The organism is Streptomyces diastaticus subsp. diastaticus, assembly GCF_011170125.1.
GTDB classification, from domain to species: domain Bacteria; phylum Actinomycetota; class Actinomycetes; order Streptomycetales; family Streptomycetaceae; genus Streptomyces; species Streptomyces diastaticus.
Map to the genome: position 1 here is coordinate 490,161 of NZ_BLLN01000005.1, position 25,325 is coordinate 515,485.

Genomic DNA, 25,325 nt, shown 5'->3' on the forward strand with positions numbered 1-25,325 from the left:
TCCGGGCCGTCCGCTCCGGTCAACACCGGTCCGGCGCCGGCCGGCGTCCCGCGGGAGGTACGCCGGAGCCCCCGGCACCGGCCGAGGAGGGCCGGGGGCGGGGGCTCAGGGCGTATCGCGCGGGGTCGTCAGCCCTTGCGGGCCTTGACCTCCTCGGTGAGCTGGGGGACGACCTCGAAGAGGTCGCCGACCACGCCGTAGTCGACCAGCTCGAAGATCGGGGCCTCTTCGTCCTTGTTGACGGCCACGATGGTCTTCGAGGTCTGCATGCCCGCGCGGTGCTGGATCGCGCCGGAGATGCCGTTGGCGATGTACAGCTGCGGCGAGACCGACTTGCCGGTCTGGCCGACCTGGCTGGTGTGCGGGTACCAGCCGGCGTCGACGGCGGCACGCGAGGCGCCGACGGCCGCGCCGAGCGAGTCGGCGAGCGCCTCGATGATCGCGAAGTTCTCCGCGCCGTTGACGCCACGGCCGCCGGAGACGACGATCGCGGCCTCGGTCAGCTCCGGACGGCCGGTCGACTCACGCGGGGTGCGCGAGGTGACCTTGGTGCCGGTGGCCTTCTCCGAGAACGAGACGGAGAGCTCCTCGACCGCGCCGGCGGCCGGAGCGGCCTCGACAGCGGCGGAGTTGGGCTTGACGGTGATGACCGGGGTGCCCTTGGAGACGCGGGACTTGGTCGTGAACGCGGCCGCGAAGACGGACTGCGTGGCCACCGGGCCCTCGTCGCCGGCCTCCAGGTCGACGGCGTCGGTGATGATGCCGGAGCCGATCCGCAGCGCCAGGCGGGCGGCGATCTCCTTGGCCTCGGCCGAGGAGGGCAGCAGCACGGCGGCCGGGGAGACGGCCTCGTACGCGGCCTGGAGCGCGTCCACCTTCGGGACGACCAGGTAGTCGGCGAACTCGGAGGCGTCGGCGGTCAGGACCTTCACGGCGCCGTGCTCGGCGAGCGCGGGGGCGGTGTCGGCGGCGCCGGCACCGAGCGCGACGGCGACGGGCTCGCCGATCCGGCGGGCCAGCGTCAGCAGCTCCAGGGTGGGCTTGCGGACGGCGCCGTCCACGTGGTCGACGTAGACGAGAACTTCAGCCATGGGACTTCAATCTCCTGCTTGCGAAGGGTGAGGGGGCGGTGGGGTGGCCGGTCCCGGCGCTGTCGCGCACGCTGCGGCCGGTGAGGCTGCTGCGCCTCAGACGAACTTCCGCTCCGCGAGGAAGGCCGCGAGCTGCTTGCCGCCCTCGCCCTCGTCCTTGACGATCGTGCCGGCCGTGCGGGCCGGGCGCTCCGTCGCGGAGTCGACCTTGGTCCAGGCGTTCTCCAGGCCGACCTCGTCGGCCTCGATGTCGAGGTCCTCCAGGTCCAGGGACTCCACCGGCTTCTTCTTGGCCGCCATGATGCCCTTGAAGGACGGGTAGCGGGCCTCGCCGGACTGGTCGGTGACCGAGACGACCGCCGGGAGGGCGGCCTCCAGCTGCTCGGTGGCGGTGTCGCCGTCGCGGCGGCCCTTGACGGTGCCGCCCTCGACCGAGACCTCGGACAGGAGGGTGACCTGCGGGACGCCCAGGCGCTCGGCCAGGACGGCCGGGAGGACGCCCATGACGCCGTCGGTGGAGGCCATGCCGCAGATGACCAGATCGTAGCCGGTCTTCTCGATCGCCTTGGCCAGCACCAGCGAGGTGCCCATGACGTCGGTGCCGTGCAGGTCGTCGTCCTCGACGTGGACGGCCTTGTCAGCACCCATGGACAGCGCCTTGCGCAGGGCGTCCTTCGCGTCGTCGGGGCCGACGGTCAGCACGGTGATCTCCGCGTCGTCCGCCTCGTCGGCGATCTGAAGCGCCTGCTCGACGGCGTACTCGTCCAGCTCCGACAGCAGACCGTCGACATCGTCACGGTCCAGGGTCAGGTCATCGGCGAAGTGCCGGTCGCCGGTGGCGTCGGGCACGTACTTCACACAGACAACGATCCTCAAGCTCACGCCGGCTCTCCTACTGCATCGTCATTTCTTGGCTGCGTACTGGAACGCAGCATAGGCGCCTGAAGAGGCGAATCCCGATGGGGGCGGACCGCGCTCCGACCGAAATATTACTCGTCAGTACACCCAGCTCCTGCCCGGTAAGCAAGCGCTTTGCACTGTGATCTGGCCTACCCCGGCCGGGGTCTGCCAACCCGGAACGATTCAGTCCCGCAAGGCGTTGTAACGCCCGTCGTGATGGACCAGCGGGCGGCCCGGTCCCGCCGGGTCACCGGCCACCACCTCGGCCACCACCACCCGATGGTCCCCCGCCGGGACCCGGGCCACCACACGGCACACCAGCCACACGGGTACGGATTCCAGCAGGGGCACCCCTTCGGGCCCCTCCCGCCACCGGGTCGGCGGGGCGAACCGGTCGACTCCGCTCCGGGCGAACGTGTCGGCCAGCTCCCGCTGGTGCTCGCCGAGCAGGTGCACGCCGACATGCTCCGTCTCGGCGATCACCGCCCAGCTGCGGGAGGCCGCGCCGACGCCGAAGGAGACCAGCGGTGGTTCCGCCGAGACCGAGGTGAGCGAGGTGGCGGTGAACCCGGCGAGGCGACCGCCGCGCGCGGTGACGACCGCGACGCCTGCCGGGTGGCGCCGGAAGGCGGCCCGCAGCAGGTCCGGCGATCCGCCGAGCGGGGCGCGGGCCCCCGCGCCCCCGCCCGCCCCGTCGTCCGGATTCCCGGGGCCGGGCACCGCGGGCGCCTCCCGCGTTCGGCACTTCGGCCCGGCGGGCGGAGGAAGTCGGGCGGCGGTGCGGCGTTCGGCGGGCATGGCGTCACCCTGACGAGAGGCGGGGCGGATCGTCAAGCGGGCCGGGCCCGCTCCCCCTCGCCGGGGGCGGCCTCCGCGCCGGCCCCACCGTGCGCCTGAAGCGGCGTCCGGCCGCTCGACACCGCCCCCGGTGAGGCGCGGTGGACCCGCGCCGCGGCCGTTTCACCGCACTCCCGGCCGCCGACTCGGCCTCCGCCGAGATCACAGGGCCCGCGCGAGCCCCGCAAGCACGTCGGCCTTGCGGGGCGCGCCCGCGGCACGAAGGGCGACACGGCCCTCCCGGTCGAGGATCAGCACGGTCGGCGTGCGTGCGACGCCGGCGGCGCGGACCAGGTCGAGGCGGGCCTCGGCGTCGATCTCCACATGGCCGACCCCCGGGACCAGGGCGGCGACATCCGCGAGGACGCGCCGGGTCGCCCGGCAGGGCTGGCAGAAGGCGGTGGAGAACTGCACCAGGGTGGCACGCTCCCCCAGCTCCGCCCCGAGCACCCCGGCGTCGAGGCGGGTGAGCGGCGGGGCCTCGCCACGCGCGCCACCGGCCCCGTCGGCCGGCTCGTCGGCCACGACCGCCTCACCCCTCTCCGGAACCGCCCCGCCAGCCGCAGCCCTCGCACTCATCGCTTCCCTCCTGCCCGTACGGGCCGCCGCCCGCGACGACGGCCCTACCACTCGCGGGGCGCCCACTCGTCCCCCTGAGGCGAACCGGCGGCGGGCACTGCCCATTCCCCGCCCGCACCACGCGCCTCAAGCCGTTCGAGCACGGAAGAACCAGGTCAGACGTGACGAAGCTCTCTCGGCGTACCGGAACCGGGGCTGGTCTCCGGCCCGTTCTTGGGGCACGATCTGCGCAACGCCGAAAACCTACGGCTCCGTAACTTCCGCCGGGAGAGCCCTCCCCGGGCACAGAAGGGTCCCCACTTACATGGCAGAACTCGTCTATCGACCGGTCATCGGTGCCGCGCAAACGATGTTCAAGGCACTCGACCTGAAGATCGAGTGCCGGGGCTCCGAGCACATCCCGCGTGTCGGCGGTGCGGTGCTGGTCAGCAACCACATCAGCTACATGGACTTCATCTTCAACGGGCTGGCCGCGCTGCCGCAGAAGCGTCTGGTGCGGTTCATGGCGAAGGACTCGGTCTTCCGCCACAAGATCTCCGGGCCGCTGATGCGCGGCATGAAGCACATCCCGGTCGACCGCAGGAAGGGCGAGGCGGCCTACGCGCACGCGCTCAACTCCCTGCGCTCCGGCGAGATCATCGGCGTCTTCCCCGAGGCCACCATCTCCCAGTCGTTCACGCTGAAGTCCTTCAAGTCCGGCGCGGCCCGCCTCGCCCAGGAGGCCGGGGTCCCGCTGATCCCGATGGCCCTGTGGGGCACCCAGCGGATATGGACGAAGGGGCACCCGCGCAACTTCCGGCGCAGCCACATCCCGATCACCATCCGCGTGGGCGAGCCGCTGGCGGCCCCGGCGGACCAGTACGCCGGGGCGATCACCCGCCGGCTGCGGGAGCGGATGCAGGAGCTGCTGGAGGCGGCACAGCGCGCCTACCCGGTGCGGCCCAAAGGCCCGGAGGACACCTGGTGGATGCCGGCCCACCTGGGCGGCACGGCGCCGACCCCCGAGGCGGTGCGCGAGGCCGAGCAGAAGGACTGACCGCGCGTCGGGGCTTCCCGGCCGGTGGGCGCCTCCCCCGCGTGGGGAGGCGCCCGTTCGCCGTCCCGGGCCCCTCAGGAGGTGCCGGTCAGGTCGGCGGGAAGCAGTGTGCCCAGCTCCTCGCGGTGGCGGGCGCTCCGCAGGGCGGTGAGCACCCGGGGGTGGGCGGCGGCGTGGACGCCGGGGAGGTCGGCCTCTCCGAGTTCGGGGCGTACGGGCCAGGCCAGATGTTCGGCGGCGAGGGAGAAGCGGGCGGCGCGGCCCGGTTCGCCGCCACGCGGGTCCTGCCGGTGCCAGCCGTCGCCGCCGGGGAGGGCGACGGCGATCAGGCCGTGGACGACGGTGGACGGGTCCTCGTCGGTCCGGCGCAGCCGCTGGTAGCAGAGACCGGCCGGGACGCCGGCGGCCCGCAGCAGGGCGGCGAGCGCGTGCGCCTTGGCGTGGCAGATCCCGGTGGACCGGGTCAGTACGTCGGAGGCGCGCCAGGTGACGCGGGGGTCGCCGACGTCGTCGGAGTGGGGAATCCGGTCGCGTACGTACGTGAAGGCCGCTTCCGCATACTCATGCGAGGGGAGCCGGTCGGCGCCGAGAGTCGCGGCCAGGTCGCGAACGGCGGGGTGATGGTGGTCGACGACTTCATCGGCCCGGAGGTGGTCGGGCGAGGTCCATGGGTGCGCGGTACTGGACGACATGCCGGAGAACATAGGCGAGCGGCCACCCGCATGGCAATGCATTTACGAGTGGCCGCATACCTATGCGAGCTATCGAGGTGCGGGGTCAGCGCCCCATCTCCTCCCGCAGGGCCGCCACGAAGGCGTCCACGTCCGCTTCCTGCGTGTCGAAAGAGCACATCCAGCGGACCTCCCCGGCCGACTCGTCCCAGAAGTAGAACCGGAAGCGCTTCTGGAGGCGTTCGCCGACGTCGTGCGGGAGCCGGGCGAAGACGGCGTTGGCCTGCACGGGGTGCACGATCTCCACGCCGTCGATCGTCTCCACGGCTTCGGCGAGGCGGCGGGCCATGGCGTTGGCGTGCCGGGCGTTGCGCAGCCACAGGTCCTTGGCCAGCATCGCCTCCAACTGCACCGAGACGAACCGCATCTTGGAGGCGAGCTGCATCGACAGCTTCCGCAGGTGCTTCATGTGGCGGGCGGTGTCCGGGTCGAGGACGATCACCGCCTCGCCGAAGAGCATGCCGTTCTTGGTGCCGCCGTACGACAGCACGTCGACGCCGACCGCGTTGGTGAAGGCGCGCATGGGAACGTCGAGGGCGGCCGCTGCGTTGGCTATCCGCGCGCCGTCGAGGTGGACCTTCATCCCGCGCTCGTGGGCGTGGTCGCAGATCGCGCGGATCTCGTCGGGGGTGTAGACGGTGCCCAGTTCCGTGTTCTGCGTGATCGAGACGACCTGCGGCATGGCACGGTGCTCGTCGTCCCAGCCGTAGGCCTCACGGTCGATCAGCTCGGGGGTGAGCTTGCCGTGCGGGGTGGGAACGGTGAGCAGCTTCAGCCCGCCGACCCGCTCGGGCGCCCCGCACTCGTCGACGTTGATGTGGGCGCTCTCGGCGCAGATCACCGCGCCCCAGCGGTCGGTCAGCGCCTGCAGGGCGACGACATTGGCGCCCGTGCCGTTGAAGACCGGGAACGCCTGTGCCGAGCCGCCGAAGTGGCTGCGGACGACGCTCTGCAGATGCTCGGTGTAGTCGTCCTCCCCGTACGCCACCTGGTGCCCGCCGTTGGCCAGGGCGAGGGCCGCCATGACCTCGGGGTGGGCTCCGGCGTAGTTGTCGCTGGCGAATCCGCGGGTCTGCGGATCGTGGCGGCGCCGTGCGTCGGTGCGGGGTGGATTCACGGCTTCTCGGTCAGCCACAGACGGTTTCCGTTCACTTCCCTGGTGGGGCGCCCCCACGTCTCGACGATGGCCTGGGCCAGGTCGGTGACGTCGGTGAAGCCCGCGAACTTCGCGTTGGGCCGCTCGGCGCGCATCGCGTCGTGGACCAACGCCTTGACCACCAGGATCGCAGCCGCCGCGCGGGGGCCCTCGTCGCCCCCGGCCTTGCGGAAGGCGTCACCGAGGGCGAGCGTCCACGCCTCGGCGGCGGCCTTGGCGGCGGCGTACGCGGCGTTGCCCGCGGTGGGCCTGCTGGCTCCCGCGGCGCTGATCAGCAGATAGCGGCCGCGGTCGCTGCGCTCCAGGGCGGGGCGGAAGGCCAGCGAGGTGTTCTGGACGGTGCGGATGAGCAGCTTCTCCAGCAGGTCCCAGTCCTGGAGCGCGGCGTCGGTGAGGTCCTTGCCGCCGCGCCAGCCGCCGACCAGGTGGACCAGGCCGTCGATCCGGCCGAAGTCCTTCTGGACGCGGGCGGCCCAGTCCTGGGTGGCGTGCAGGTCGAGGAGGTCGATGGTCTCGCCGATGACGGTGGCACCGCCGTGGGCGTAGCGGGCGGCGTCCACGGCCTCGGCGAGGCGCTCGACGTCGGCGTCGGCGCCGATCACGGTGGCGCCGGCCTCGGCCAGGCGCAGCAGAGTGGCCCGTCCGGCGGGCCCGGCCGCGCCGGCGACCGCGACGACGGCTCCTTCGAGGGACTGAGGGGGCGCGCTGTGCTGTGTGTCGTTCATGGCCGTCACCTTCCCGCCGGGGCGGGGGCGTCCGCACCGGTCTCACTGGCGGACCCGGCCGTTGCGGGGTCCTGGGCAGTGATCCCCTTCGTGGCGGCGATCACACCCTTGAGTTTCTTCTTGAGGGCCTCGTAGAACATGCTCAGGGGGAACTCGTCGGGCAGCACGTCGTCGACGAGCTTGCGCGGCGGGAGGGTGAGGTCGAGGGCGTCGGGGCCCTTGGCCCAGCGGGAGCCGGGGTGCGGCGCGAGGTAGGTGGAGACCAGGTCGTACGCGGCGAACCAGTGGACGAGCTTGGGGCGGTCGATGCCGTCGCGGTAGAGCTTCTCGATCTCGGCGCAGAGCTGGTTGGTGACCTGCGGGGCCCGCTCCCAGTCGATGCTGAGCTTGTTGTCGGTCCAGCGGACGACATCGTGGCGGTGGAGGTACGCGAAGAGGAGCTGGCCACCGAGACCGTCGTAGTTCCGGTTCCGCTCGCCGGTGACCGGGAAGCGGAACATGCGGTCGAAGAGGACCGTGTACTGCACGTCGCGGCCCTGCGGGAAGCCGTCCGCCTCCAGTCGCACGGCCTCCTTGAAGGCGGTGAGGTCGCAGCGCAGCTCTTCCAGGCCGTACATCCAGAACGGCTGGCGCTGCTTGATCATGAACGGGTCGAACGGGAGGTCGCCGTGGCTGTGGGTGCGGTCGTGGACCATGTCCCACAGGACGAACGCCTGCTGGCTGCGGTCCTGGTCGGCGACGAGCGCGCGGATGTCGTCCGGCAGCTCCAGCCCCAGGATGTCCACGGCGGCCTCGGTGACCTTGCGGAAGCGGGCCGCCTCGCGGTCGCAGAAGATGCCGCCCCAGGTGAACCGCTCGGGGGCCTCGCGGACCGCGACGGTCTCCGGGAAGAGCACGGCCGAGTTGGTGTCGTAGCCGGAGGTGAAGTCCTCGAAGGTGATGCCGCAGAACAGCGGGTTGTCGTAACGGGTGCGCTCGAGGTCGGCGAGCCAGTCGGGCCAGACCATGCGCAGCACGACCGCCTCGAAGTTGCGGTCGGGGTTGCCGTTCTGCGTGTACATCGGGAAGAGGACGAGGTGCTGGAGGCCGTCGCTGCGCCCGGCGGCGGGCTGGAAGGCGAGCAGCGCGTCGAGGAAGTCGGGTACGCCGAAGCCCTCGTCGGCCCAGCGGCGGAGGTCCGCGACGAGGGCGCGGTGGTACGCGGCGTCGTGCGGGAGGAACGGGGCGAGGGCCTCGACGCCGGTGATCACGCGTTCGACCAGGGCGCGGACCGCCTCCGGGGCGGGGGCGCCCTCAGCGGTGAGGTCGACGGAGCCGTCGGCCCGCTGGAGGCGGCGCAGTTCCTCGACGGCCTCCTTGAGCAGCGGCCAGGCGGGGTCGTCCACCACTCGGGGAGTCCGGTCGTCGGAAGTCTGCCCCTCCCGCACGGCGTCCTGCACAAGAATTTCCGTCATGCCTCGTACCTCCCAGGAAGAACTTCACGTGCAGCTCACCGTAGGCGGACGCCTCACGTCAGCACAAGAGATCCCGAAAGAAACTGCGGTCTCACACCTCGTTCGCCGATGTTTTTCCTGCCGCTACCCGGCTGCCGGAAGATACAACCCCTCTTCTTGCCTCTTTCCGCACCGTGAGTCCGCAGACCCCGACGGCCCCGGGAGGTAGCTCCAGCGTGGCCCCGCCGTGGCCCCGGCGCACGTCAGGCGGACGTTCCGGGCCGTGCGGGACCCGTTTCGCGGCCCGCCGCCGACCAGGGCCTTAGGCTTCGTGTCGACGCGGCACGGGACGGACGCACGCGGCCGCGGCACAGCCGTCGACGAAACGAGCGGATCTTGAACTTCCTCACCATCGGCCACCGGGGCGCCATGGGCCACGAACCGGAGAACACCCTGCGGTCCTTCGTCCGGGCGGAGCGGTCCGGCGTCGACCTGATCGAACTCGACCTGCACCTGAGCAAGGACGGCGCCCTGGTCGTCATGCACGACGCGGAGGTCGACCGGACCACCGACGGCCGGGGCCCGATCGCCGAGAAGACCCTCGCCGAACTGCGGGAGCTCGACGCCGGAAAGGGCGAGCGCGTCCCCGTCTTCCAGGAGGTGCTGGAGGCCGTCGGCGCCCCGATCCAGGCCGAGATCAAGGACGTGGCGGCGGCCCGCGCGCTCGCCGAGGTCCTCGCCGAGCGCCGGCTCACCGACCGGGTGGAGGTCATCTCCTTCCACGACGAAGCCCTCGCGGAGACGGCCCGGCTGCTGCCCGGCGTCCGCACCGCCCTCGTGGCCAGCCGCTACGGGACGGACGTCGTGGACCGGGCGCAGGCCGTCGGCGCGACCGCCCTGGTGCTCAACCTGCGGCGCCTGACCCTGGAGATCGCCCAGCGGGCCCACAGGTCCGGGCTGAGGTTCTTCACCTGGACGGTCAACACCGAGGAGCAGCTTCGGCTGGCCCTCGCCTTCGGCGCGGACGGCGTGACCACCGACCTCCCCGAGATCAAGGAGGCCGCCGCCCGGTTGCGCGGGGTCAGCCGATCGGCTTGACCAGCAGTTCGAAGGCCAGGTCGTCGCGGAGTGGCAGGCCGAAGCGCTCGTCGCCGTACGGGAACGGCGTGGTCCGGCCGGTGCGCCGGTAGCCGCGCCGCTCGTACCAGGCGATCAGCTCCTCGCGGGCGGAGATCACCGTCATGTGCATCGCGCGCACGCCCCAGCCCTCGACGGCCAGGCGCTCGGCCTCGGCGAGGACCCGTCGGCCCACTCCCCCGCCCTGGAGACCGGGGCGGACGGCGAACATGCCGAAGTAGGCGTGGTCGCCGCGGTGGGCGAGTTGGCAGCAGGCGACCAGTCCGCCGTCCCGCTCGGCCATCAGCAGGCGGCTGCCCTCGGCCCGGATCACGTCCAGGACGTCCTGCGCGTCGGTCCGCTGCCCCGCGAGCAGGTCGGCCTCGGTGGTCCACCCGCCCCGGCTGGACTCGCCCCGGTACGCCGACTCCACCAGCGCCACCAACTGCTCCACGTCGGCCTCGGTGGCGTCGCGGTACAGCAGCTCCCCGGCTGCGGGGGCGGGCACGGTGTCCATGGAACGGCCTTTCGTCGGCAGGCGGGGGCGCACGCCGGAGGCGGGCACGGCCGAGAGTAACGCGCCCCGGCGGCGGCCCGGCGGACGGTCCGGCACGCGATACGGGCGGGGCACTCGGCGGGTCCGTACGTACCCCACGGCATACGCCCCCTCGGCCACCGGGCACCTTCCGCGGCGTTCCCTCGTCGCCCGTTCCCCCCCCTCGCCGGCGCCTCCGATCACCGGCGGGCCTTTCGGACGACCCCGCGTGGCCCCGGCCGGCCTCCGCGAAGGCCGCGCACGCGTCACGCCCCTAGACTCGCCGCATGGTGCATGTGCTGAGCAGCCGGACCCTGTTGCGCCCCGCCGACCCGGAACGGTCGCGGAGCTTCTACGGCGAGACGCTCGGGCTCGCCGTCCACCGCGAGTTCGGCACCGGTCCCGAGCGGGGCACGGTGTACTTCCTCGGCAACGGCTTCCTGGAGGTCTCCGGCCGCGCCGCGGAGCCGGTCACCCCGGGCCTCGTCCTCTGGCTCCAGGTCGCCGACGTGGCCGCTGCCCACCGGGAGCTGGCGGAGCGCGGGGTGGAGGTCCTGCGGGAGCCGCGCCAGGAGCCCTGGGGGCTGGTCGAGATGTGGATCGCGGACCCGGACGGCATCCGGATCGTGCTGGTGGAGATCCCCGCGGAGCACCCCCTGAGATACCGCCCCGGCATCTGACACGGCCCCGGGGCCGTCAGCCCTTCAGTCCGCCGAGCCGCCCCTCGAGCTGGAGGAGCAGGCCGGAGAGCAGGACGGTGAGTTCCTCGTGGCCGTCCTCGTCGAGCCCGGCGAGGACGGCCTTCTCGTACGCGAGCTGCTCGGGGAGGATGCCGTCGACGAGGTCCTGGCCGGCGTCGGTGAGGCGGACCCGGGCGACGCGGCGGTCGCGGGTGTCGGCTCGGCGCTCGACCAGCCTCCGTTCCTGGAGCTGCTTGATCCGCTTGGTCACGGCGGCGCCGGAGGAGAAGGTCTCGCGGGCCAGCTCACCAGGGGTCAGCTCGCCACCCGTCCGGCGCAACGCGCCGAGCAGGTCGAACTCGGCTCTGGTCAGTCCCGCCCGGCGCAGCGGCGCGTCCTCGGCCTGCTGGAGCAGGGCGGCGCAGCGGTTGACCCGTCCGATGATCTCCATGGGGCCGGTGTCGAGACCGGGATGGACGGACCGCCACTGCCGGATCACCCCGGCGACCGTGTCGCCGTCCCGCCGCCCCTGCTCTGCCGTGCCGGTGTTCATGTGCTCGCACCCTTCGGGACGGGGAGCCCCTGTCGTCGTACTGTCGCCGCGAGCGTACGGTGCGCGGCCTGTTCGGCCAGCAGGACCTCCTGCTGGGGCAGGGCCCGCTGCCACCATTCGCCGGAGGCGGCGTCGACCGTGTGCCGCAGCTCCACCAGGGCTCCGGCGAGGCGGCGCCGGCCGCTCTCCAGGGTGGCCCGGTCGGTGCCCGGGGCGGCCAGGGCGGCATCGGCGGCGGCCTGGGCGCGGGCGGTGTCGGCGAGGGCGTCGCCGACGAGGCCGGTGGCCCGCCGGTTGGTGAGGAGGGCGGCGGCGAGGATGCCGACGGCGGCTCCGACCAGCGTGTCGACGATCCGGTCGACGGCGAGTTCCCCGGTGTTCTGGAAGTGGCCGAACTCGGTGATGAGCAGCGCCATCGGAGTGACGCAGACACTGCCGAGCCAGTAGTTGCGGCCGATGAGCGCCTCGGCCCCGAAGTTGAAGGCCAGGCAGCACAGGACGAGGGCGGCCTGGTTGAGGTGGCTCAGCGGGGCGATGGCCACGAAGAGGGCGACGCCGACGAGGTTGCCGACCACCCGCTGGACGCCCCGGGACCAGGTGAGGGTGATGTTGACCTGGAAGATCGAGGCCGCGGTGACGATCGCCCAGTACGGACGGCCGACGCCGAGGGCGTACGACAGGTATCCGGCGAGGGCGCAGCCGACGGCGGTGCGCAGCACGATGGGCAGCAGCGGCGAACCCGGGCCGAGGCCGCGCAGCAGGCGCCGGGCGGGCGTCTCCCGGTAGGCACGTTCGACGGCGACGCCCGCGATCTCGTCGGCGGTGTCCGCCACGTCGGCCGGACGGGGCACCGGGCCCGCGCCGGTGGTGCGGTCCGCCCAGTCGCGCAGCAGCGCGAAGTCGCTCTCGGCCGGGCGGAACAGGGCGGCCTCGGCGTGCACGAGCAGGTGTTCCAGGTCGCGCCGGACCGGCGTGCGGGTCCCGGCTGCGAGCAGCGACTGCCAGGCCGCGTGGGTGGCTCCGGCCGCCTGGGCGCGGGCGCCGGCGGCGTGCTCCGGGCCCGTCTCGCGGGCCTTCGCGACGTAGGCGGCGGTGGCCCGGAGCGCGCGGCTCACCGCGATCCGCTCGGGGCCGTGCCCGCGGACGAGCGCGGGGGCCATGCAGACGGCCCAGGCGAGGACGGCGCCCCCGGCGGCGAGCGCCACCCGGCCCGGCACCTGGCCGAGGGTGGAAGGCGCGAAGAGGGTCGCGGAGGAGATGAAGGTGAGGATGAGCGGGCCGGGCGGCCCGATCCGCACGGTGTCGCAGACGCCCTTCTGCGCGGCGGCCATCAGCGCGCCGACGGCGACGAGCACGTACGGCGAGTCGGTGAGGGCGGCCACGACCAGGGCGAGCGCGAGCCCGGCGACCATGCCGGCGCAGACGCCCGCGAGGGTCCGTGCCCGGGCGGCGTACGGCAGGTTGTGGCAGTACAGGGCGCACAGCGAGCCCGCCATCGTGAACATCGCGAGGTCGATCCTGCCCAGCAGAAGCAGCGTGATGTTGGGCAGCCCGGCCGCCACGACCACGCTGTACGCCCGCTTGTACCAGATGTCGGCGGGCGCTTTGAGGGCGAGGAGCCCGGCGAGGGGGAGGCGGTGGACGCGCCGTGCGGGGGCGGTGAGGGAGGTGGAGGGTGGTGCGCTGCTCATACGAAGACCTTAACAGGTGTTTTACTCGCGAAACATTTCCCGTTACACCTACCCCGCCGCGCGGCGGGACCCCTGCGGGCAGCCGGGCGCACGCCTGGCTCATCGGGCCATCACATGCGCCCCCCTTCGCACATCCGTGCGCCCGGGTGGGCCGGGTGAGGCCCGGGCATGACCATCGCGACACCGCCCGACGGGGGCGGACCACACCACCGGGGAGGACTTCACCGTGCACGGACCCGTCTCCGCCGCCTGGCTGCTGGTCGCGCTCTGCCTGGCGAGCGGGGCGTACTGCCTCCTGCGCATGCGCGCCCGGGGCCCCGGCGGGCAGGAGGCGGCCGGCGAGGCGCTGATGGGGTTCGGGATGGCGGTGATGGCGGTCCCCGCGGCGTTCGTCACGCTGCCGGGGGCGGTGTGGTTCGCCGGCGCGGCCGCCTTCACGGCCACCGGCGTCCACGCGATCCTGGCCGCCCGTCGCAGCCCGCACCACCTGCACCACCTCGTGGGTTCGGCGGCGATGGTCTACATGTCGCTGGTGATGGCGGCCGCCCCCACCTCCCACCACGCCCACCACACGGCCCCGGGCGGGCTGCCCGTCGTCACCGGCGTCCTCCTCGCCTACTTCGCCGGGTACGCCCTGCTCGCCGGCGTGCGCCTCATACCGGCCCCGGTCGCCGCCTCCGGGGGCCCGAGCTCCGCCGCCGGGCCCCCGGGGTGGGGGGAGCGTGCCGAGCTGGCACTCGTCTGCCGCCTCACGATGGCGATAGCCATGGTCTCGATGCTGCTCGCCATGTGAGCGGTGACCGCCTGCCGCCCCGGTGGGCCCGCAGGCGCCCCACCGGGCCCTCCCGGACCAGCAAACGTGTCATGCGTCACTTGGTGCGACGCGGCGGGGTACCACGGCGGACGCCGCTTCTATGCTGTGGCCATGATGCTCCCCGTCGCGCTGCTGCTGCTGGGTGCCCTGACCGCCGTGCTCGCTCCGCGCCTCATCGCGCGGGCGCAGTGGCGGGAGAGGGAGCCCGTCGTCGCGCTCTGGGTGTGGCAGTGCGTCGTCGCCGGGGTGCTGCTCTGCTGCGTGCTCGCGATGGCGCTCACCGGCGCCGCCGCCTGGCACCTGGTCCGCGGACACGTCTTCGCACCCGCCCCGCACGCCGTCGTCGAGGCGTACGCCCTGGGCGCCTACGGCCCCTGGGCGCCGGCGACCTCGGCCGTCCTGGCACTGGGCGGGGTGTGGACGGTGGTCATGCTGGTCCGGGAGGTCGTCCGGGCACGGGCGCGCCGACGGCAGCGCCGCGCCGAACTGCTGGTCCGCTCCCCCCTCCTGCCGGGCGAGGAGCGTGACCAGGAGCGGCTGGTGGTCCTGGAGGGCGACCGGCCCGACGCCTGGTGGCTCCCCGGCCCCTCCCCTCAGCTCGTGATCACCACGGCGGCGCTGCGCAAGCTCGACGGCCGCCAGCTCGACGCCATCGCGGCCCACGAACAGGGCCACGCGAAGATGCGCCACGACTGGCTGCGGCACATCTCCGCAGCGCTCGCTCAGGGGTTCCCGCAGGTGCCGTTCTTCGCGGCGTTCCGCGACGAGATGCACCGGCTGGTGGAGTTGGCCGCCGACGACATGGCCTCGCGTCGCTTCGGCCGCCTCACCACGGCCCTCGCCCTGGTGGAACTGAACGAGGACCGCGGCGTGTTCGGCCCCGGTCCCGCGCCCGAAGCTCATCTCCCCCAGCGGGTGGACCGGTTGCTGGCACCGCAGGCCCGCCTGGCGCCGATCCACCGGCTGCGGCTGACCGCCGCGGCGGCGGTGGTGCCGGCCGTGCCACTGGTACTCGCCTTCGGCCCCGGCATCCTCGCCCTGGGCTGACATCAGCCTGCTCCCCTTCGTGTGGCGAGCATGTCCGCGCTCGATCGGGTAGGTGACCATCGTGACCATGGCACCCCGCTCGCCGCTCCATGACCCGCCCCGCGCTTCGCCACCCCGTGCCGCCCCGACTTGGGCGGCGGCCCTGGCCGGGCTCTCCGCCCTGTTGCTGACGCTGGTGGCCGTGGTCTGGCCGCCCCTGGCGAACTGGGACGCCTCGGTCGCCGTGGCGGCCCACGAGGCGGCCGTCGGCCACCCCGGAGCGACAAGGGTGAACCGGGTGCTCAGCGACTGGGTGTGGGATCCCTGGACGATGCGGGCCGTCGCCGCCGCCGCCGTGCTGTGGCTCTGGTGGCGCGGAACCACGCGACTGGCGGTGGCGGTCGGCGGGGCCTGCCTGGCCGCGGCTCTGGTGCAGCAACTCCTCAAGGCGGCTGTCGGCCGGGAACGCCCCGAGTGGCCCGACCCGGTCGACTCCGCGCACTTCGCCGCGTACCCCTCGGGCCACGCCATGACCGCCACGGTGACGTGCGGCCTGGTCGTCTGGGTGCTGCATCTGTCGAGGGTGGGGCGCCCCGTCCTGGTCAGCGCGTGGACGGTGGCGGCGGTGTCGGTGGCCGGCGTCGGCGCGACCCGGGTGTGGCTGGGCGTCCACTGGCCCACCGACGTACTGGGAGGCTGGCTGCTGGGCGGCCTGACGGTGGCCCTCGCCGCCCTCGTGTACGACCGGGCGGGGACGGCTGACCGAAGTGTTCGCCCGGCTCCCCCGGGCTCGGCGGGCGGGGCGGGGTCCGGCGCGTAGCGCGGTGGGTCCCCGGCCCCGGCCCACTCCACAGCCCTGTTCCTCGCCCGCACCGGAGGTCGCGGCTGGAGGCGAGGACGCCGTTGCATCCCGGGGGGCGGGCGTCTGCGGGACCCGCTCCTGCGCGGCGGCCGGGCCTGGCGGGAGGCGCCCGGACTACGGCCGTCGCTCCCCCAGGCGCCTGGCGCGTACGGCCCGTCCGGGACGGCAGCGGCGCGGAGGACACCCACGGAGGTCGCAGGCGCTGCCCGCCGAAGGTCCGCCGGGCGGAATACTCTGTCGACATGAGCGAACGAGGAATGCAGGAGCTGGCCCTGCTGCTGCTGACGGCGCTGGCGAATTCCCCTCGCCACGGTTATGCCGTCGCCCAGGAGGTCAGGACCATCACCGACGGCCGGGTGGCACCGCGTACCGGTGCGCTCTACGGGGCGCTGGACAGGCTGCTGGCGGAGGGGTTGATCGAGGTGGAGCGTGAGGAGGTGGTGGGCGGCCGGGCCCGTCGCGTCTTCGCTCTCGCTCCCGCGGGCCGCCAGAGGCTGGAGGCCGAGGCGGAGCGGCTGGCCGCGACCGTCCGGGAGGTCAGGCGGCGTCTGGCCGACGGGGCGGCGGCGCCGGCGTGAGCGATCCCCTGGTCCGTCTGTACCCGGCCGCGTACCGGGCTGCTCACGGGCAGGAGATCATCGACGTCCACCGGGAGATGACGGCGGACCTGTCGCGTCCGGCCCGGCTGCGCGCGGACGCCGACCTGGCCGCGCACGCCCTGCGGGTGCGGCTGCGGCTTGACTCGGCATCGCCCGCAGGGCGTTTCTTCGCCCTGGCCGCTCCGTTCGCACTGGCGGCCGGCGCGGTGGACAGCGGGTTGCAACTGGCACGCTGGTACGCCGGGCTCGTTCTCTCGCCGGCCCCGGTACGGGTACAGCTCTCCGCCATGGACGGCCCGTGGGCCCTGTACATGCTGTTCTCCCTGCTGGTGTGCGTCGGCACGGTCACCGCCTTGACCGGCCGGTGGGGGCCGGGCGTGGGGATGGCCGTGTGCGGGCTGCTGGGGTCGGCCCTGCGGTGGGCCGTCGGCGGCCACCTGTACGACGAAGGGGCCACCGCTCCGCTCGCGGCGCTGCTGACCGTCGCCGTCGTGCTCGCCTGCCCTCCGGACCGGCGCGGTGACAGGCGGCTGTCGGCGGCGGCCGGAGTCATGGCTGCCGTGGCGTGGTTCCCCGTCGTCGCCGTGCGCGCGGGAACGTACACGGGGGCCTTCGGCGTGACCACGGACTACGGCGCCTGGCCGATGCTGGTCCTCGCCTTCACGGGGGCCGCCCTCGCCCTTCGCGCGCGTTCCCCGGGTCTGCGCGAGACGGGCGCGATGGCGGTGGCCTCTCCGCCGCTGGTCGCCCACTCCTACGCGACCGCCTGGGGCGATCTCCGGCCCGTCCTCGGCGCCCTTCTCCTGCTGTCGGTCGTGGCCGCGCTCACCGCGTCCCTCCAGGCGGTGCGCCGCCGGCGCTGACCCGGCCTCCGCTTTCGGCAGGCCAGCCCGCCGACGGCGGCCTGCTGCGCGGGGCCGGCCGTGCGTCCCGCCCGACGGCTTCGCGCCGGCCGCGCACCGCGCTCGGCGCATGTTGCCATAGTCCGGCGAGCTGAATACTCTGTCCGAGGTTCTATCGGGGAGGGCTGTCCGGGCCTGCCGCGCGATCTCGGCGCCCCCGACGGAAGGGGCGCCGCAGGGCGAGGCGCAGGACCCCCCTTCCGGCCCGTTCCGAGCAGAGAAGACCATCAAGTGCCGTTCACCTTGTCCCACCCCGCGGCAGTGCTGCCGCTGCTGCGCCGGCCGTTCGTTCCGGCGTCTCTGGTCGCGGGCGCCATGGCACCCGACGTCCCGTACTTCCTGAACACCCTCGGCGTGTCCGAGACCAGCCCCGAGGACTGGTACGGACCGCTCCTCAACGCCACGGAGACCCACTCGCTCAGCACGGGCCTGCTGGTCAGCCTGCCGCTCGCCGTCGGCCTGGTCGCCGTCTGCCGGATGCTGCGGGCGCCGGTCACAGCACTGCTCCCGCCCCGCCTCCACCTACCCGGACCCGAGCGGACGAGCGGCCTGCCCGCCAAGACCCGCCACACCCTGTGGCTGCTGGTCTCCGCCCTGATCGGTGTCGCCTCACACCTCGCCTGGGACTCCCTCACCCACGCCGACGGCTTCCTGCTCACTCACGTGCAGCCGGCGCGCGCGGGCCTGGGAGGCCTGTCGGCCGACCGGCTGCTCCAGTACGCGAGCACCGCCTTCGGCCTGGCGGCCGTCGGCCGGCACCTCTGGCGGCGCCGCGACCGCCTGCGCCCCCGCGGCGGCACCGACACCGTCGTCCGCCTGCGCCCCGCCACGCGGTGGGGCGTGGTGACTCTGCTGGTCGCGGCACCCGTACTGGGCGGCGCCGTCACCGTGCGCGACGACTTCGACGCCTACCGCTACGTGACCGAAGTGGACCACAGCCGACCGGCCACCGTCGTCAGCCTGGGCGACGGCGCGAGCGAGACCGTCCACCCCTCCAAGACGGTCCGGGCTCCGTGGGGGACCCTCGCCGAAGGCGTGCTGACCGGAGCCGCCAAGAGAGCGGGCGCTTCGTTCGCGGTCGCACTGCTGCTCTACTCCGCGACCTGGCAGATCGGCACCGTCGCGCGCCGGCCGGTGACGGCATCCGGCCGCGCCCCCTCGCCGCGACCGGCTCAGGACGGGAAGTGACGGCGCTCGGCGGACTGTTTCCGCGCTCTCACCGCCGAGACGCGAGCCCCGGCGACGGGCGGTCGCGGTCGCGCCGGGCGACCGCGGCGGCCCCGGGGCGCGCCCACCGCCCCGCGGAGCGGACAGCTCTGCCACCGGCCGGGGCCGCCGTGGGCCAGGCCCACGGGCGGGCCGACAGGCCGGAGCGGCGGGCGGACCCCGGCGCCCTGTGGCACGAGCACGGTGTCCGAAAAGCCGGTCCGAGGCCCTTCGCGCTCGCCCGGGAGCGGCTGGGGGCGGTTCCCGTGACCACCCTCATGGGCGGCGGACGCCGACGGGGGTGCCGCGGCGCTCGACCGCGCGGTGCGCTTCGCAGAGCAGCCGCCCGTGCGCGAACGGCCCGACGGGCGACTGCTCCCCGCACGGGGCGGGGGGAGCGCGCGGCGGCCGTGTGACGGGCGGGGGCCATGCGGCGCGGGGCGGGCGTTCAGGACTGGTAGCCCTCGACCTCGTCGGTGGGGCGGGCCGGGCCTCGTCCGGGTTCCCGCCGAACTCGGCCTTGGCGCGGCGCCGGCGGAGCAGGTCCCCGCACCGGTCGAGTGCGCGTGCTGGAGCGGTGAGGCGGGCCTGCTCGGTCGCGGGGCCGGTCTCACCGGCCTCCAGCGAGGCCCGCGGGCGCTTCTCGGCCTCGACCATCGCGGTGGTGTTGCGCAGGATGTCCTGTTGGTCCATGCTCGGCTGCCTCCTCGCCTCCCCCTGCCGGCCCGGGGAAGGGACCCGGGAGCGCGCGATCGGAGCGCGTCCGGCCGGGAAGACCCTCGTCCCCCGGCACGGCCGGGAGCCGTTCCGGGGGACGAGAACCGGGCAGGTGGCGCGTACCCCGGAAGCGGCCGGGGTGGGCGGGGCTCAGTCGAGGTAGTCCGGCTGCGTCTGGACGTTCAGCTCGTCGAGCCGGACCTTCTTGGCCGGGTCGGTGCGCCGGTCGTCCAGCTTCAGGACGTCGAAGCCCTTCGCCATGTCGTTGGAGTAGATGTAGCCGTTGTAGTAGTACGCCGACCAGGAGCCGCCGGCGATGAGGGTGTCGGCGCTCAGCGGGCCGCGTTCGAAGTAGGCGATCTCGCGGGGCTTGGCCGACTCGGTGAAGTCCCAGACGGACACGCCGCCCTGGTACCACGCCTGGACCATGATGTCGCGGCCCTTGACCGGGATGAGCGAGCCGTTGTGGGCGACGCAGTTCTCGGTGTCGGCCTGATGGCGGTCGATCTTGAAGTAGCCGCGGAAGACCAGCTCGGGCTTCTTGTCCCTGCCCTTGCGGACCAGGTCGTAGATGCCGTCGGCACCCCGCTCGGGGCCGGTCTCCTCGTTGCAGGTGGCCGCGCCACCGCCGCCGAGTTCGTCGGTGAAGACGACCTTGTCCGCCTTCTGGTTGAAGGTCGCGGAGTGCCAGAACGCGAAGTTCTCGTTGTCCTGGACCCGGTCGACGACCTTGGGCTTCTCCGGGTTCTCGATGTCGAGGAGGATGCCGTCGCCCATGCAGGCACCGGCGGCGAGGTTCTTGTGCGGCAGCGCGGTGATGTCGTGGCAGCCGGTGGTCTTGGAGACTCCCGGGTGGGTCGGAGCGCCCGGGTTGCCGCCGCCGTCCGGCCCCTCGCCGGGGAACAGCACGGGGAAGTCGATGACCGCGGCCTTCTGCGGCGCCTTGCGAGGCACCTTGACTATGGAGATGCCGTCATGCGGAGGCCGGCAGTCGGGGAACGCGGCGCTGGGCGAGTACGAGGAGACGTACACGTAGACGTTCTCGCGGTCCGGGACCAGGGTGTGGGTGTGCGAACCGCAGGCGGTCTCGACGGCGGCGACGTACCGCGGCTTGCGCTTGTCACTGATGTCGAAGACCTTCATGCCCTCCCAGGAGGACTTCTCGGTGGCGGGCTGGGTGGTGCTCGCACAGGAGTCGTCGCTGCGGGAGGAGTCGGTGGAGAGGAAGAGCAGGTCGCCGGAGACCGAGACGTCGTTCTGGGAACCGGGGCAGAGGACCTGGGCGACGGTCTTGGGCTTCTTCGGGTTGCTGAGGTCGAAGACGCGGAAGCCGTCGTAGTTTCCCGCGAAGGCGTACTCGCCCTGGAAGGCCAGGTCGGAGTTGGTACCGGGGAGGGCGTCCTTGGGGATGTTGGCGAGGTGCTCGATGTTCTGGGAGTGGACGATCTCGTCCGGGGCGGGGATCTCGCCGGCGGCGATGGCCGCCTCGGTGTCGGCGGCTTCGCTCTTGCTGACGCGCTCCGAGACCTCGGGGGTGTCCCCGGGGCCCGGGACGGCCATGGCGGGCCCCACGGTGAGCAGGGACGCGAGCATGCCAACTGCGGCAGCGGCAACGGTGAGGCGTCTACGCCTCGGCCGGGGGGTGTGGGACAGGGTCACTGCGTCCTCCCTGGTCGCCGTTCGCACGAACGGTTCTGTGGATTCCCGCAGTATCGCTTTCATCATGCACAGATCAACAGGTGGCAACATACTTGTCATCAGACTTTCCGGACCCTCGCCCGTGACGTCGCGTCAGGGCAGTGCCCCGCCCTCGCACTTCAGGAGGCAGTCGTGCCGATACCCCGCCCTCTCGCCCCGCGCCGCCGCGTCCCGCACGCCCTGGCAGCCGTCGCCGCGGCGGCCCTGCTCGCCGGGTGCACCGGCTCGACGGAACCGGCGGCGAAGGCCGCGTCCGGACCGGGCCCGTCGGTGATCGCGCCGGGCCGCCCGGGTGAGGAGGCGGAGACCCTGACGGCCGAGGAGGCGGAGCGCCGCAGGCCGGACGACAGCCCGAACTCGGCCGACTTCGCCTACATCGAGATGATGATCGAGCACCACGGGCAGGCACTGGAGATGGCCCGGCTGGTGCCCGGGCGGGTGCACAGCAAGCGCGTCAGGTCGCTGGCCGACCGCATCGAGGCAGGGCAGAAGCCGGAGATCGGCGCCATGAAGGCGTGGCTGAAGAACAACGGCGGACCGCGCGGCAAGGGCCACGACCACGACGCCATGGCCGGGATGGCGACGCCGCGGCAGCTCGAACGACTGGCGGAGGCGGACGGCGAGGAGTTCGACAGGCTGTTCCTGAAGCTGATGACCACTCACCACGCGGGTGCCGTCTCGATGGCCACCGACGTGCTGGGCGCCGGCAACAACGTCCAGGTCGAGGAGATGGCCGACGATGTGATCGCGACCCAGAGCACCGAGATCGACCGGATGCGCGACATGCTCTGAACCGGAACTCCCCCGCCCGCGCCCCCTCCTCCCTCCCGCACCCGTTCTCGGCACGCCCTCCGTGCCTTCGGGGCGCCGGCCGCCTACCGGGCCCACGAGCGGGACACACAGCGGCTACGGGCCGCGACCCGCAAGACGCGCAGGACACCCGGCGCTCCCCGCCCTGCTCGCCCCACCGCTCACGCCCGGCGCGCCGATGACCGCCCGGCCGCCCGCCCGCTTCGTCGACGAGTCCGCCCCGCTGGGCGCCGTCGCCGGCAGTACGCGCTCGCGGCGTAGGCGGGTTCGGTGGCGGCCCCGCTGAGCACCGCGGGGGCCACGCGCCGGTCCGCCGCGGGCCTCGCCCCGCCTGATCACCACCGGCCCGCCGGTGTGGGGCGTCGCCGCCCTCGTCCGGCGCGTCGGCCTCCGGCGGTCCGGCGTCCGGCCGCCGGTCCCACAGGGCCGCGCCTTCACCGCGGTCGTCCGATGGCGATGACCGGCGCCGGCCGGCGGAGCGCCGCGCGCGGTCCCCGACCTGACCGGGGTGACGATCTCGGCGGCCGTCGGCTGCTGCCGGCGGGTCGCCCACGGTGACGGCCAGCCCCCGGCCACCGGCTCCGGACGGTGCCGCGCGGCGCACCGGCGCCCGGGTGCGTCACGCGTACGCGCTCGGTCCGCCCTTCAGCCCTCCGCCGGGCCGGAGCGGGAAAGCGGCGCCCGGGGCGTCAGCCTCCGTGGGCCTGACGGGCGGCCCCGGCGAGGACGCTGTCGAGCAGGCCGGGGAAGAGCAGGTCGAGGTCGTCCCGGCGCAACGCGTTGAGCTTGGCGGTCCCCCGGTAGGTCTGGCGGATGACCCCGCTCTCCCTGAGGACACGGAAGTGGTGCGTGCTGGTCGACTTGGTCACCGGGAGCTGCAACTGCGTACAGGACTGCTCCGTGCCGCCGGCGTCCAGCGCGCACACCACCCGTAGCCGCATCGGGTCCGCGAGGGCGTGCAGGACCTCCTCCAGGCGGATGCGGTCGCGCGTCGGATGGACGAGGGTGCGGGGGCTCTCGGCGGTGGTCATCTCGGTCGCCCTTCCTGACTGGCACGGTGCGCGGCGGTCCCGGCCTGGCGCCACGGACTCCGCATTGTACGAAGAGAGCCGTAGTTTGACATCCGGCGTACTACGACGACTATCGTACCGCCCGTTCGGCCCCCGTGACGCGACGGAGTACACCATGACCTCCCTGTTCGAACCGCTCACCCTGCGGTCCCTCACCATCCCGAACCGCATCTGGATGGCCCCCATGTGCCAGTACTCGGCCCCGGCGACCGGCCCCACGGCCGGCCGCCCCACCGACTGGCACCTCCAGCACTACGGCGCCCGGGCGGCGGGCGGCGCGGGCCTGATCCTGCTGGAGGCGACCGCCGTGGCACCCGAGGGCCGGATCAGCCCGTGGGATCTCGGCCTGTGGAACGACGGGCAGACGGCGGCGCTGCGCCGGATCACCTCGTTCCTCACCTCCCAGGGGACGGTCCCCGGTATCCAGCTCGCCCATGCCGGGCGCAAGGCCTCCTGCGAGGCGCCCTGGCGCGGCGGCAAGGCCATCTCCGCCGCCGACGGCGGCTGGCAGCCGGTGGGCCCGAGCCCGGTGCCGTTCGACGCGGCCAGCCCCGTCCCGCACGAGCTGACGGTGGACGAGATCCAGGGCGTGGTCCGGCAGTTCGCCGAGGCCGCGCGCCGGTCGCTGGAAGCGGGCTTCGAGGTGGTCGAGGTCCACGGCGCCCACGGCTACCTGATCGGCGAGTTCCTCTCGCCGCACAGCAACCACCGCACCGATGCCTACGGCGGGTCGTTCGAGAACCGCGTGCGGTTCGCCCTCGAGGTCGTCGACGCCGTGCGCGCGGTGTGGCCCGAGGAGAAGCCGCTCCTCTTCCGCGTCTCCGCCACCGACTGGCTGGACGAGGGCGGCTGGACCGCCGACGACACCGTACGCCTGGCCCCGCTCCTCCAGGAGCGCGGCGTCGACCTGCTGGACGCCTCCACCGGAGGCAACGCGGCCGGGGTGTCCATCCCGGTCGGCCCCGGCTACCAGGTCCCCTTCGCCGCCCGCGTGCGCAACGAGACCGGGCTGCCCTCGGCCGCCGTGGGCCTGCTCACCGACCCGGAGCAGGCCGCGAAGGTGCTGGCCAACGGCGAGGCGGACGCCGTCCTCCTCGGCCGCGAACTGCTGCGCGACGCCCACTGGCCGCGTCGGGCAGCCCGCGAACTCGGTGGCACGGTCCGCGTGCCGCAGCAGTACGGCCGGAGCTGACACGCCCCGCCGAGGGGACGCCGGACGCCTCAGCGGCTGGTCTCCGCCCGGCGGCAGGCCGCCTTGCGGACCGGCGGGTGCGTGGCCGCCGACCGAGCCGGGGGCCCCGGTACAGGCCGCTGACCGCGCCCCTGCCCGGGGCCGGGGCGGTCCCGCCCGGGCCGGCCCTCCGGCGCCGACGGCTTCGGCCCCGGAGCCGGGCGTGGCGCCGGGGAGTGCGCGGCCTGACCCCGCCGCCCGTCACGTCCGGCCAGTTCGGACAGGAGTCTGGCCTTGAGGGCGCCCCGTACGTCGGAGGTGAGCCGGGCCGGGTCGAGATGGCCCGGCCCGCTCTCGAAGGCGCGGAGCTCCTCGCGGATGCGGGTGTACGCCTCCGGGTGGGCCTCGGCGAGACGGAGCCGGGCGTAGGCACCGGCCTCCCGGCGGGCGGTGTTGACCGGGTCGGCGCGCTCGCGGCGGACGATCTCCGCCATCAGGGTGCGGACGGTCCGGTCGCAGTCCAGGCGGCGCTGCTGGACGGCGCAGAAGAACCGGCGGGCGTTGACGATCTGCATCGCCTCCTGGCGGGGCAGCTCGGCGAGGTCGAGGGGCGCGCGCCCGAGGGCGGTGGCCGAGGAGGCGCGGGCGGGGCCCACCGTCAGGTCGCAGAGCCGGGCGAGTCCCGCGTGCCAGCGGCGCAGGACCAGGGGGTGGCGGAGCAGGACGTTCCTGGCGTTCTGCTCCCGCACGTCGTCGGCGACGGCGGCACGGAAGGTGTCGTCGGGCAGCTCCAGCAGGGCGGTCACCTCGGGGCCGGCTGTGACCCGGAGGCGGCCTTGGGCGACGGCCTGTTCGATGGAGTCGAAGACGTCCCGGGAGGCGGAGCCGCGCCGCAGCGGCGGGATGCCCAGTTCGGCGACGCGGGCGGTGAAGAGCGCCTCGTACTCCTCGGGGAGGGCCTTGCTCAGCCAGCTCAGCGCGGTCGCGCGGGCGGTCAGCAGCCGGCCCCGCTCCAGTCGCTCGCGGTCCTGGCGGCGGTACTCGGCGGCGACGCAGCGGGCTTCGTGGAGACGGACGCGGACCTGGCGGAGCTGCCCTTCGACACGCCGCAGCCGCGGGTCCCCGAGCAGGGCCATCCGCTCGGCGGAGACCTGCAGCTCCCCTTCGGCCCAGACCAGCGCGTCGGCCCAGTCCAGATGCCATTCGAGGCCGTCCAGCAGTCGCCGGACGGGCGCGGGCAGGCGGCGCGTCGCGTCGGCCACGGCCGCGGTGACGAGATTGCCGAAGTCCTCCTCGAACCGCTTCACCAGCACCTCGGCGGGCAGCCGCGCGACATCGCGCAGCCGCAGCATCCGCTCCGTTCCGGTCGACCTCACGACGGCCGCCC

The 25,325-nt window shown here is 73.8% G+C and carries 26 protein-coding genes; 11 read left to right on the top strand and 15 right to left on the bottom strand.

Translation table 11 applies throughout. The features are described from left to right. Positions 1–128: 128 nt before the first annotated feature. From Sdia_RS19780 to Sdia_RS19795, 4 genes are all read right to left on the bottom strand, one after another. Entirely contained in the window at positions 129–1,091 is a 963-nt protein-coding gene (locus tag Sdia_RS19780; protein WP_189499918.1) for an electron transfer flavoprotein subunit alpha/FixB family protein, read from the bottom strand. Between the two features lie 96 nt (positions 1,092–1,187). Next, positions 1,188–1,973 carry an electron transfer flavoprotein subunit beta/FixA family protein gene (locus Sdia_RS19785; RefSeq protein WP_023415802.1) on the bottom strand — a complete coding sequence of 262 codons (786 nt, stop codon included), beginning with the start codon at positions 1,971–1,973 and terminating at the stop codon, positions 1,188–1,190. 201 nt (positions 1,974–2,174) lie between these two features. Then, positions 2,175–2,789 (bottom strand): flavin reductase family protein, encoded by a 615-nt coding sequence (locus Sdia_RS19790; protein WP_189499917.1) that lies wholly within the window; start codon positions 2,787–2,789, stop codon positions 2,175–2,177. A gap of 201 nt (positions 2,790–2,990) precedes the next feature. Continuing rightward, positions 2,991–3,353, bottom strand: a complete 363-nt coding sequence (locus tag Sdia_RS19795) for a TlpA family protein disulfide reductase (RefSeq protein WP_371874279.1) — start codon at positions 3,351–3,353, stop codon at positions 2,991–2,993. Between the two features lie 358 nt (positions 3,354–3,711). On the opposite strand from Sdia_RS19795, the gene Sdia_RS19800 reads away from it, so the two are divergent. Then, positions 3,712–4,443, top strand: coding sequence for a lysophospholipid acyltransferase family protein (locus Sdia_RS19800; RefSeq protein WP_115069345.1), 732 nt, complete (start codon positions 3,712–3,714; stop codon positions 4,441–4,443). Positions 4,444–4,517: 74 nt separating this feature from the next. Here the strand turns inward: Sdia_RS19800 and Sdia_RS19805 are convergent, their stop codons facing one another. The 4 genes from Sdia_RS19805 to Sdia_RS19820 all read right to left on the bottom strand — a co-directional run bounded on the left by Sdia_RS19805 (position 4,518) and on the right by Sdia_RS19820 (position 8,509). Then, positions 4,518–5,135: a transglutaminase domain-containing protein gene (locus tag Sdia_RS19805; RefSeq protein WP_189499916.1), complete on the bottom strand. Its 618-nt coding sequence runs from the start codon at positions 5,133–5,135 to the stop codon at positions 4,518–4,520. 85 nt (positions 5,136–5,220) lie between these two features. Then, positions 5,221–6,291, bottom strand: coding sequence for a threonine aldolase family protein (locus Sdia_RS19810; RefSeq protein WP_115069344.1), 1,071 nt, complete (start codon positions 6,289–6,291; stop codon positions 5,221–5,223). Then, complete coding sequence (locus Sdia_RS19815; RefSeq protein ID WP_100453842.1) at positions 6,288–7,055, bottom strand: SDR family oxidoreductase; 768 nt, start codon at positions 7,053–7,055, stop codon at positions 6,288–6,290. The genes Sdia_RS19810 and Sdia_RS19815 overlap by 4 nt, the downstream gene beginning before the upstream one ends. 5 nt (positions 7,056–7,060) lie before the next feature. Continuing rightward, positions 7,061–8,509 (bottom strand): DUF6421 family protein, encoded by a 1,449-nt coding sequence (locus tag Sdia_RS19820; protein ID WP_100453840.1) that lies wholly within the window; start codon positions 8,507–8,509, stop codon positions 7,061–7,063. Positions 8,510–8,884: 375 nt separating this feature from the next. On the opposite strand from Sdia_RS19820, the gene Sdia_RS19825 reads away from it, so the two are divergent. Further along, entirely contained in the window at positions 8,885–9,586 is a 702-nt protein-coding gene (locus Sdia_RS19825) for a glycerophosphodiester phosphodiesterase (protein WP_100453838.1), read from the top strand. Here Sdia_RS19825 and Sdia_RS19830 read toward each other — a convergent pair. Beyond that, complete coding sequence (locus Sdia_RS19830; RefSeq protein WP_100453837.1) at positions 9,570–10,121, bottom strand: GNAT family N-acetyltransferase; 552 nt, start codon at positions 10,119–10,121, stop codon at positions 9,570–9,572. The two genes, Sdia_RS19825 and Sdia_RS19830, sit on opposite strands and share 17 nt — an antisense overlap. A 305-nt stretch (positions 10,122–10,426) precedes the next feature. On the opposite strand from Sdia_RS19830, the gene Sdia_RS19835 reads away from it, so the two are divergent. Beyond that, positions 10,427–10,819, top strand: a complete 393-nt coding sequence (locus Sdia_RS19835; RefSeq protein WP_100453835.1) for a VOC family protein — start codon at positions 10,427–10,429, stop codon at positions 10,817–10,819. A 16-nt stretch (positions 10,820–10,835) separates the two neighbouring features. Here Sdia_RS19835 and Sdia_RS19840 read toward each other — a convergent pair whose 3' ends face one another. Together Sdia_RS19840 and Sdia_RS19845 are read right to left on the bottom strand one after the other, a co-directional pair. Continuing rightward, positions 10,836–11,372 (bottom strand): MarR family winged helix-turn-helix transcriptional regulator, encoded by a 537-nt coding sequence (locus tag Sdia_RS19840; RefSeq protein ID WP_164380376.1) that lies wholly within the window; start codon positions 11,370–11,372, stop codon positions 10,836–10,838. Continuing rightward, a complete protein-coding gene (locus Sdia_RS19845) occupies positions 11,369–13,063 on the bottom strand; it encodes an FUSC family protein (protein ID WP_185393615.1) in 1,695 nt (564 codons plus the stop codon). Before Sdia_RS19845 ends, Sdia_RS19840 begins: the two co-directional genes overlap by 4 nt. 226 nt (positions 13,064–13,289) lie before the next feature. Here Sdia_RS19845 and Sdia_RS19850 point away from each other — a divergent pair, with 226 nt between their 5' ends. From Sdia_RS19850 to Sdia_RS19875, 6 genes are all read left to right on the top strand, one after another. Then, entirely contained in the window at positions 13,290–13,856 is a 567-nt protein-coding gene (locus Sdia_RS19850) for a DUF5134 domain-containing protein (RefSeq protein ID WP_185393614.1), read from the top strand. A 132-nt stretch (positions 13,857–13,988) separates the two neighbouring features. Next, on the top strand, positions 13,989–14,924 hold the full coding sequence (locus tag Sdia_RS19855) for a M56 family metallopeptidase (RefSeq protein WP_100454396.1): 936 nt from the start codon (positions 13,989–13,991) through the stop codon (positions 14,922–14,924). Positions 14,925–14,991: 67 nt separating this feature from the next. Beyond that, a complete protein-coding gene (locus Sdia_RS19860; RefSeq protein ID WP_181844090.1) occupies positions 14,992–15,723 on the top strand; it encodes a phosphatase PAP2 family protein in 732 nt (243 codons plus the stop codon). A gap of 284 nt (positions 15,724–16,007) precedes the next feature. Next, positions 16,008–16,343 (top strand): PadR family transcriptional regulator, encoded by a 336-nt coding sequence (locus Sdia_RS19865; protein WP_100453827.1) that lies wholly within the window; start codon positions 16,008–16,010, stop codon positions 16,341–16,343. After that, positions 16,340–17,227 carry a hypothetical protein gene (locus Sdia_RS19870; protein WP_189499915.1) on the top strand — a complete coding sequence of 296 codons (888 nt, stop codon included), beginning with the start codon at positions 16,340–16,342 and terminating at the stop codon, positions 17,225–17,227. The genes Sdia_RS19865 and Sdia_RS19870 overlap by 4 nt, the downstream gene beginning before the upstream one ends. Before the next feature lie 270 nt (positions 17,228–17,497). After that, positions 17,498–18,454 carry a DUF4184 family protein gene (locus Sdia_RS19875; protein ID WP_202854047.1) on the top strand — a complete coding sequence of 319 codons (957 nt, stop codon included), beginning with the start codon at positions 17,498–17,500 and terminating at the stop codon, positions 18,452–18,454. A gap of 294 nt (positions 18,455–18,748) precedes the next feature. Here the strand turns inward: Sdia_RS19875 and Sdia_RS19880 are convergent, their stop codons facing one another. After that, a complete protein-coding gene (locus tag Sdia_RS19880) occupies positions 18,749–19,165 on the bottom strand; it encodes a DUF2630 family protein (RefSeq protein ID WP_189499914.1) in 417 nt (138 codons plus the stop codon). A 174-nt stretch (positions 19,166–19,339) separates the two neighbouring features. After that, a complete protein-coding gene (locus Sdia_RS19885; protein WP_229830374.1) occupies positions 19,340–20,782 on the bottom strand; it encodes an LVIVD repeat-containing protein in 1,443 nt (480 codons plus the stop codon). A 237-nt stretch (positions 20,783–21,019) separates the two neighbouring features. Here Sdia_RS19885 and Sdia_RS19890 point away from each other — a divergent pair, with 237 nt between their 5' ends. Further along, positions 21,020–21,679 carry a DUF305 domain-containing protein gene (locus Sdia_RS19890; RefSeq protein WP_100453823.1) on the top strand — a complete coding sequence of 220 codons (660 nt, stop codon included), beginning with the start codon at positions 21,020–21,022 and terminating at the stop codon, positions 21,677–21,679. Positions 21,680–22,386: 707 nt separating this feature from the next. Here Sdia_RS19890 and Sdia_RS19895 read toward each other — a convergent pair. Further along, a complete protein-coding gene (locus tag Sdia_RS19895) occupies positions 22,387–22,728 on the bottom strand; it encodes an ArsR/SmtB family transcription factor (RefSeq protein ID WP_100453822.1) in 342 nt (113 codons plus the stop codon). A gap of 154 nt (positions 22,729–22,882) precedes the next feature. On the opposite strand from Sdia_RS19895, the gene Sdia_RS19900 reads away from it, so the two are divergent. Next, the gene (locus Sdia_RS19900; protein WP_100453821.1) at positions 22,883–23,959 is read left to right on the top strand and encodes an NADH:flavin oxidoreductase/NADH oxidase; all 1,077 of its coding nucleotides are present in this window, start codon (positions 22,883–22,885) and stop codon (positions 23,957–23,959) included. Positions 23,960–23,988: 29 nt separating this feature from the next. Here Sdia_RS19900 and Sdia_RS19905 read toward each other — a convergent pair whose 3' ends face one another. Beyond that, positions 23,989–25,314, bottom strand: coding sequence for a hypothetical protein (locus tag Sdia_RS19905; protein WP_229830372.1), 1,326 nt, complete (start codon positions 25,312–25,314; stop codon positions 23,989–23,991). Between the last annotated feature and the right edge of the window lie 11 nt (positions 25,315–25,325).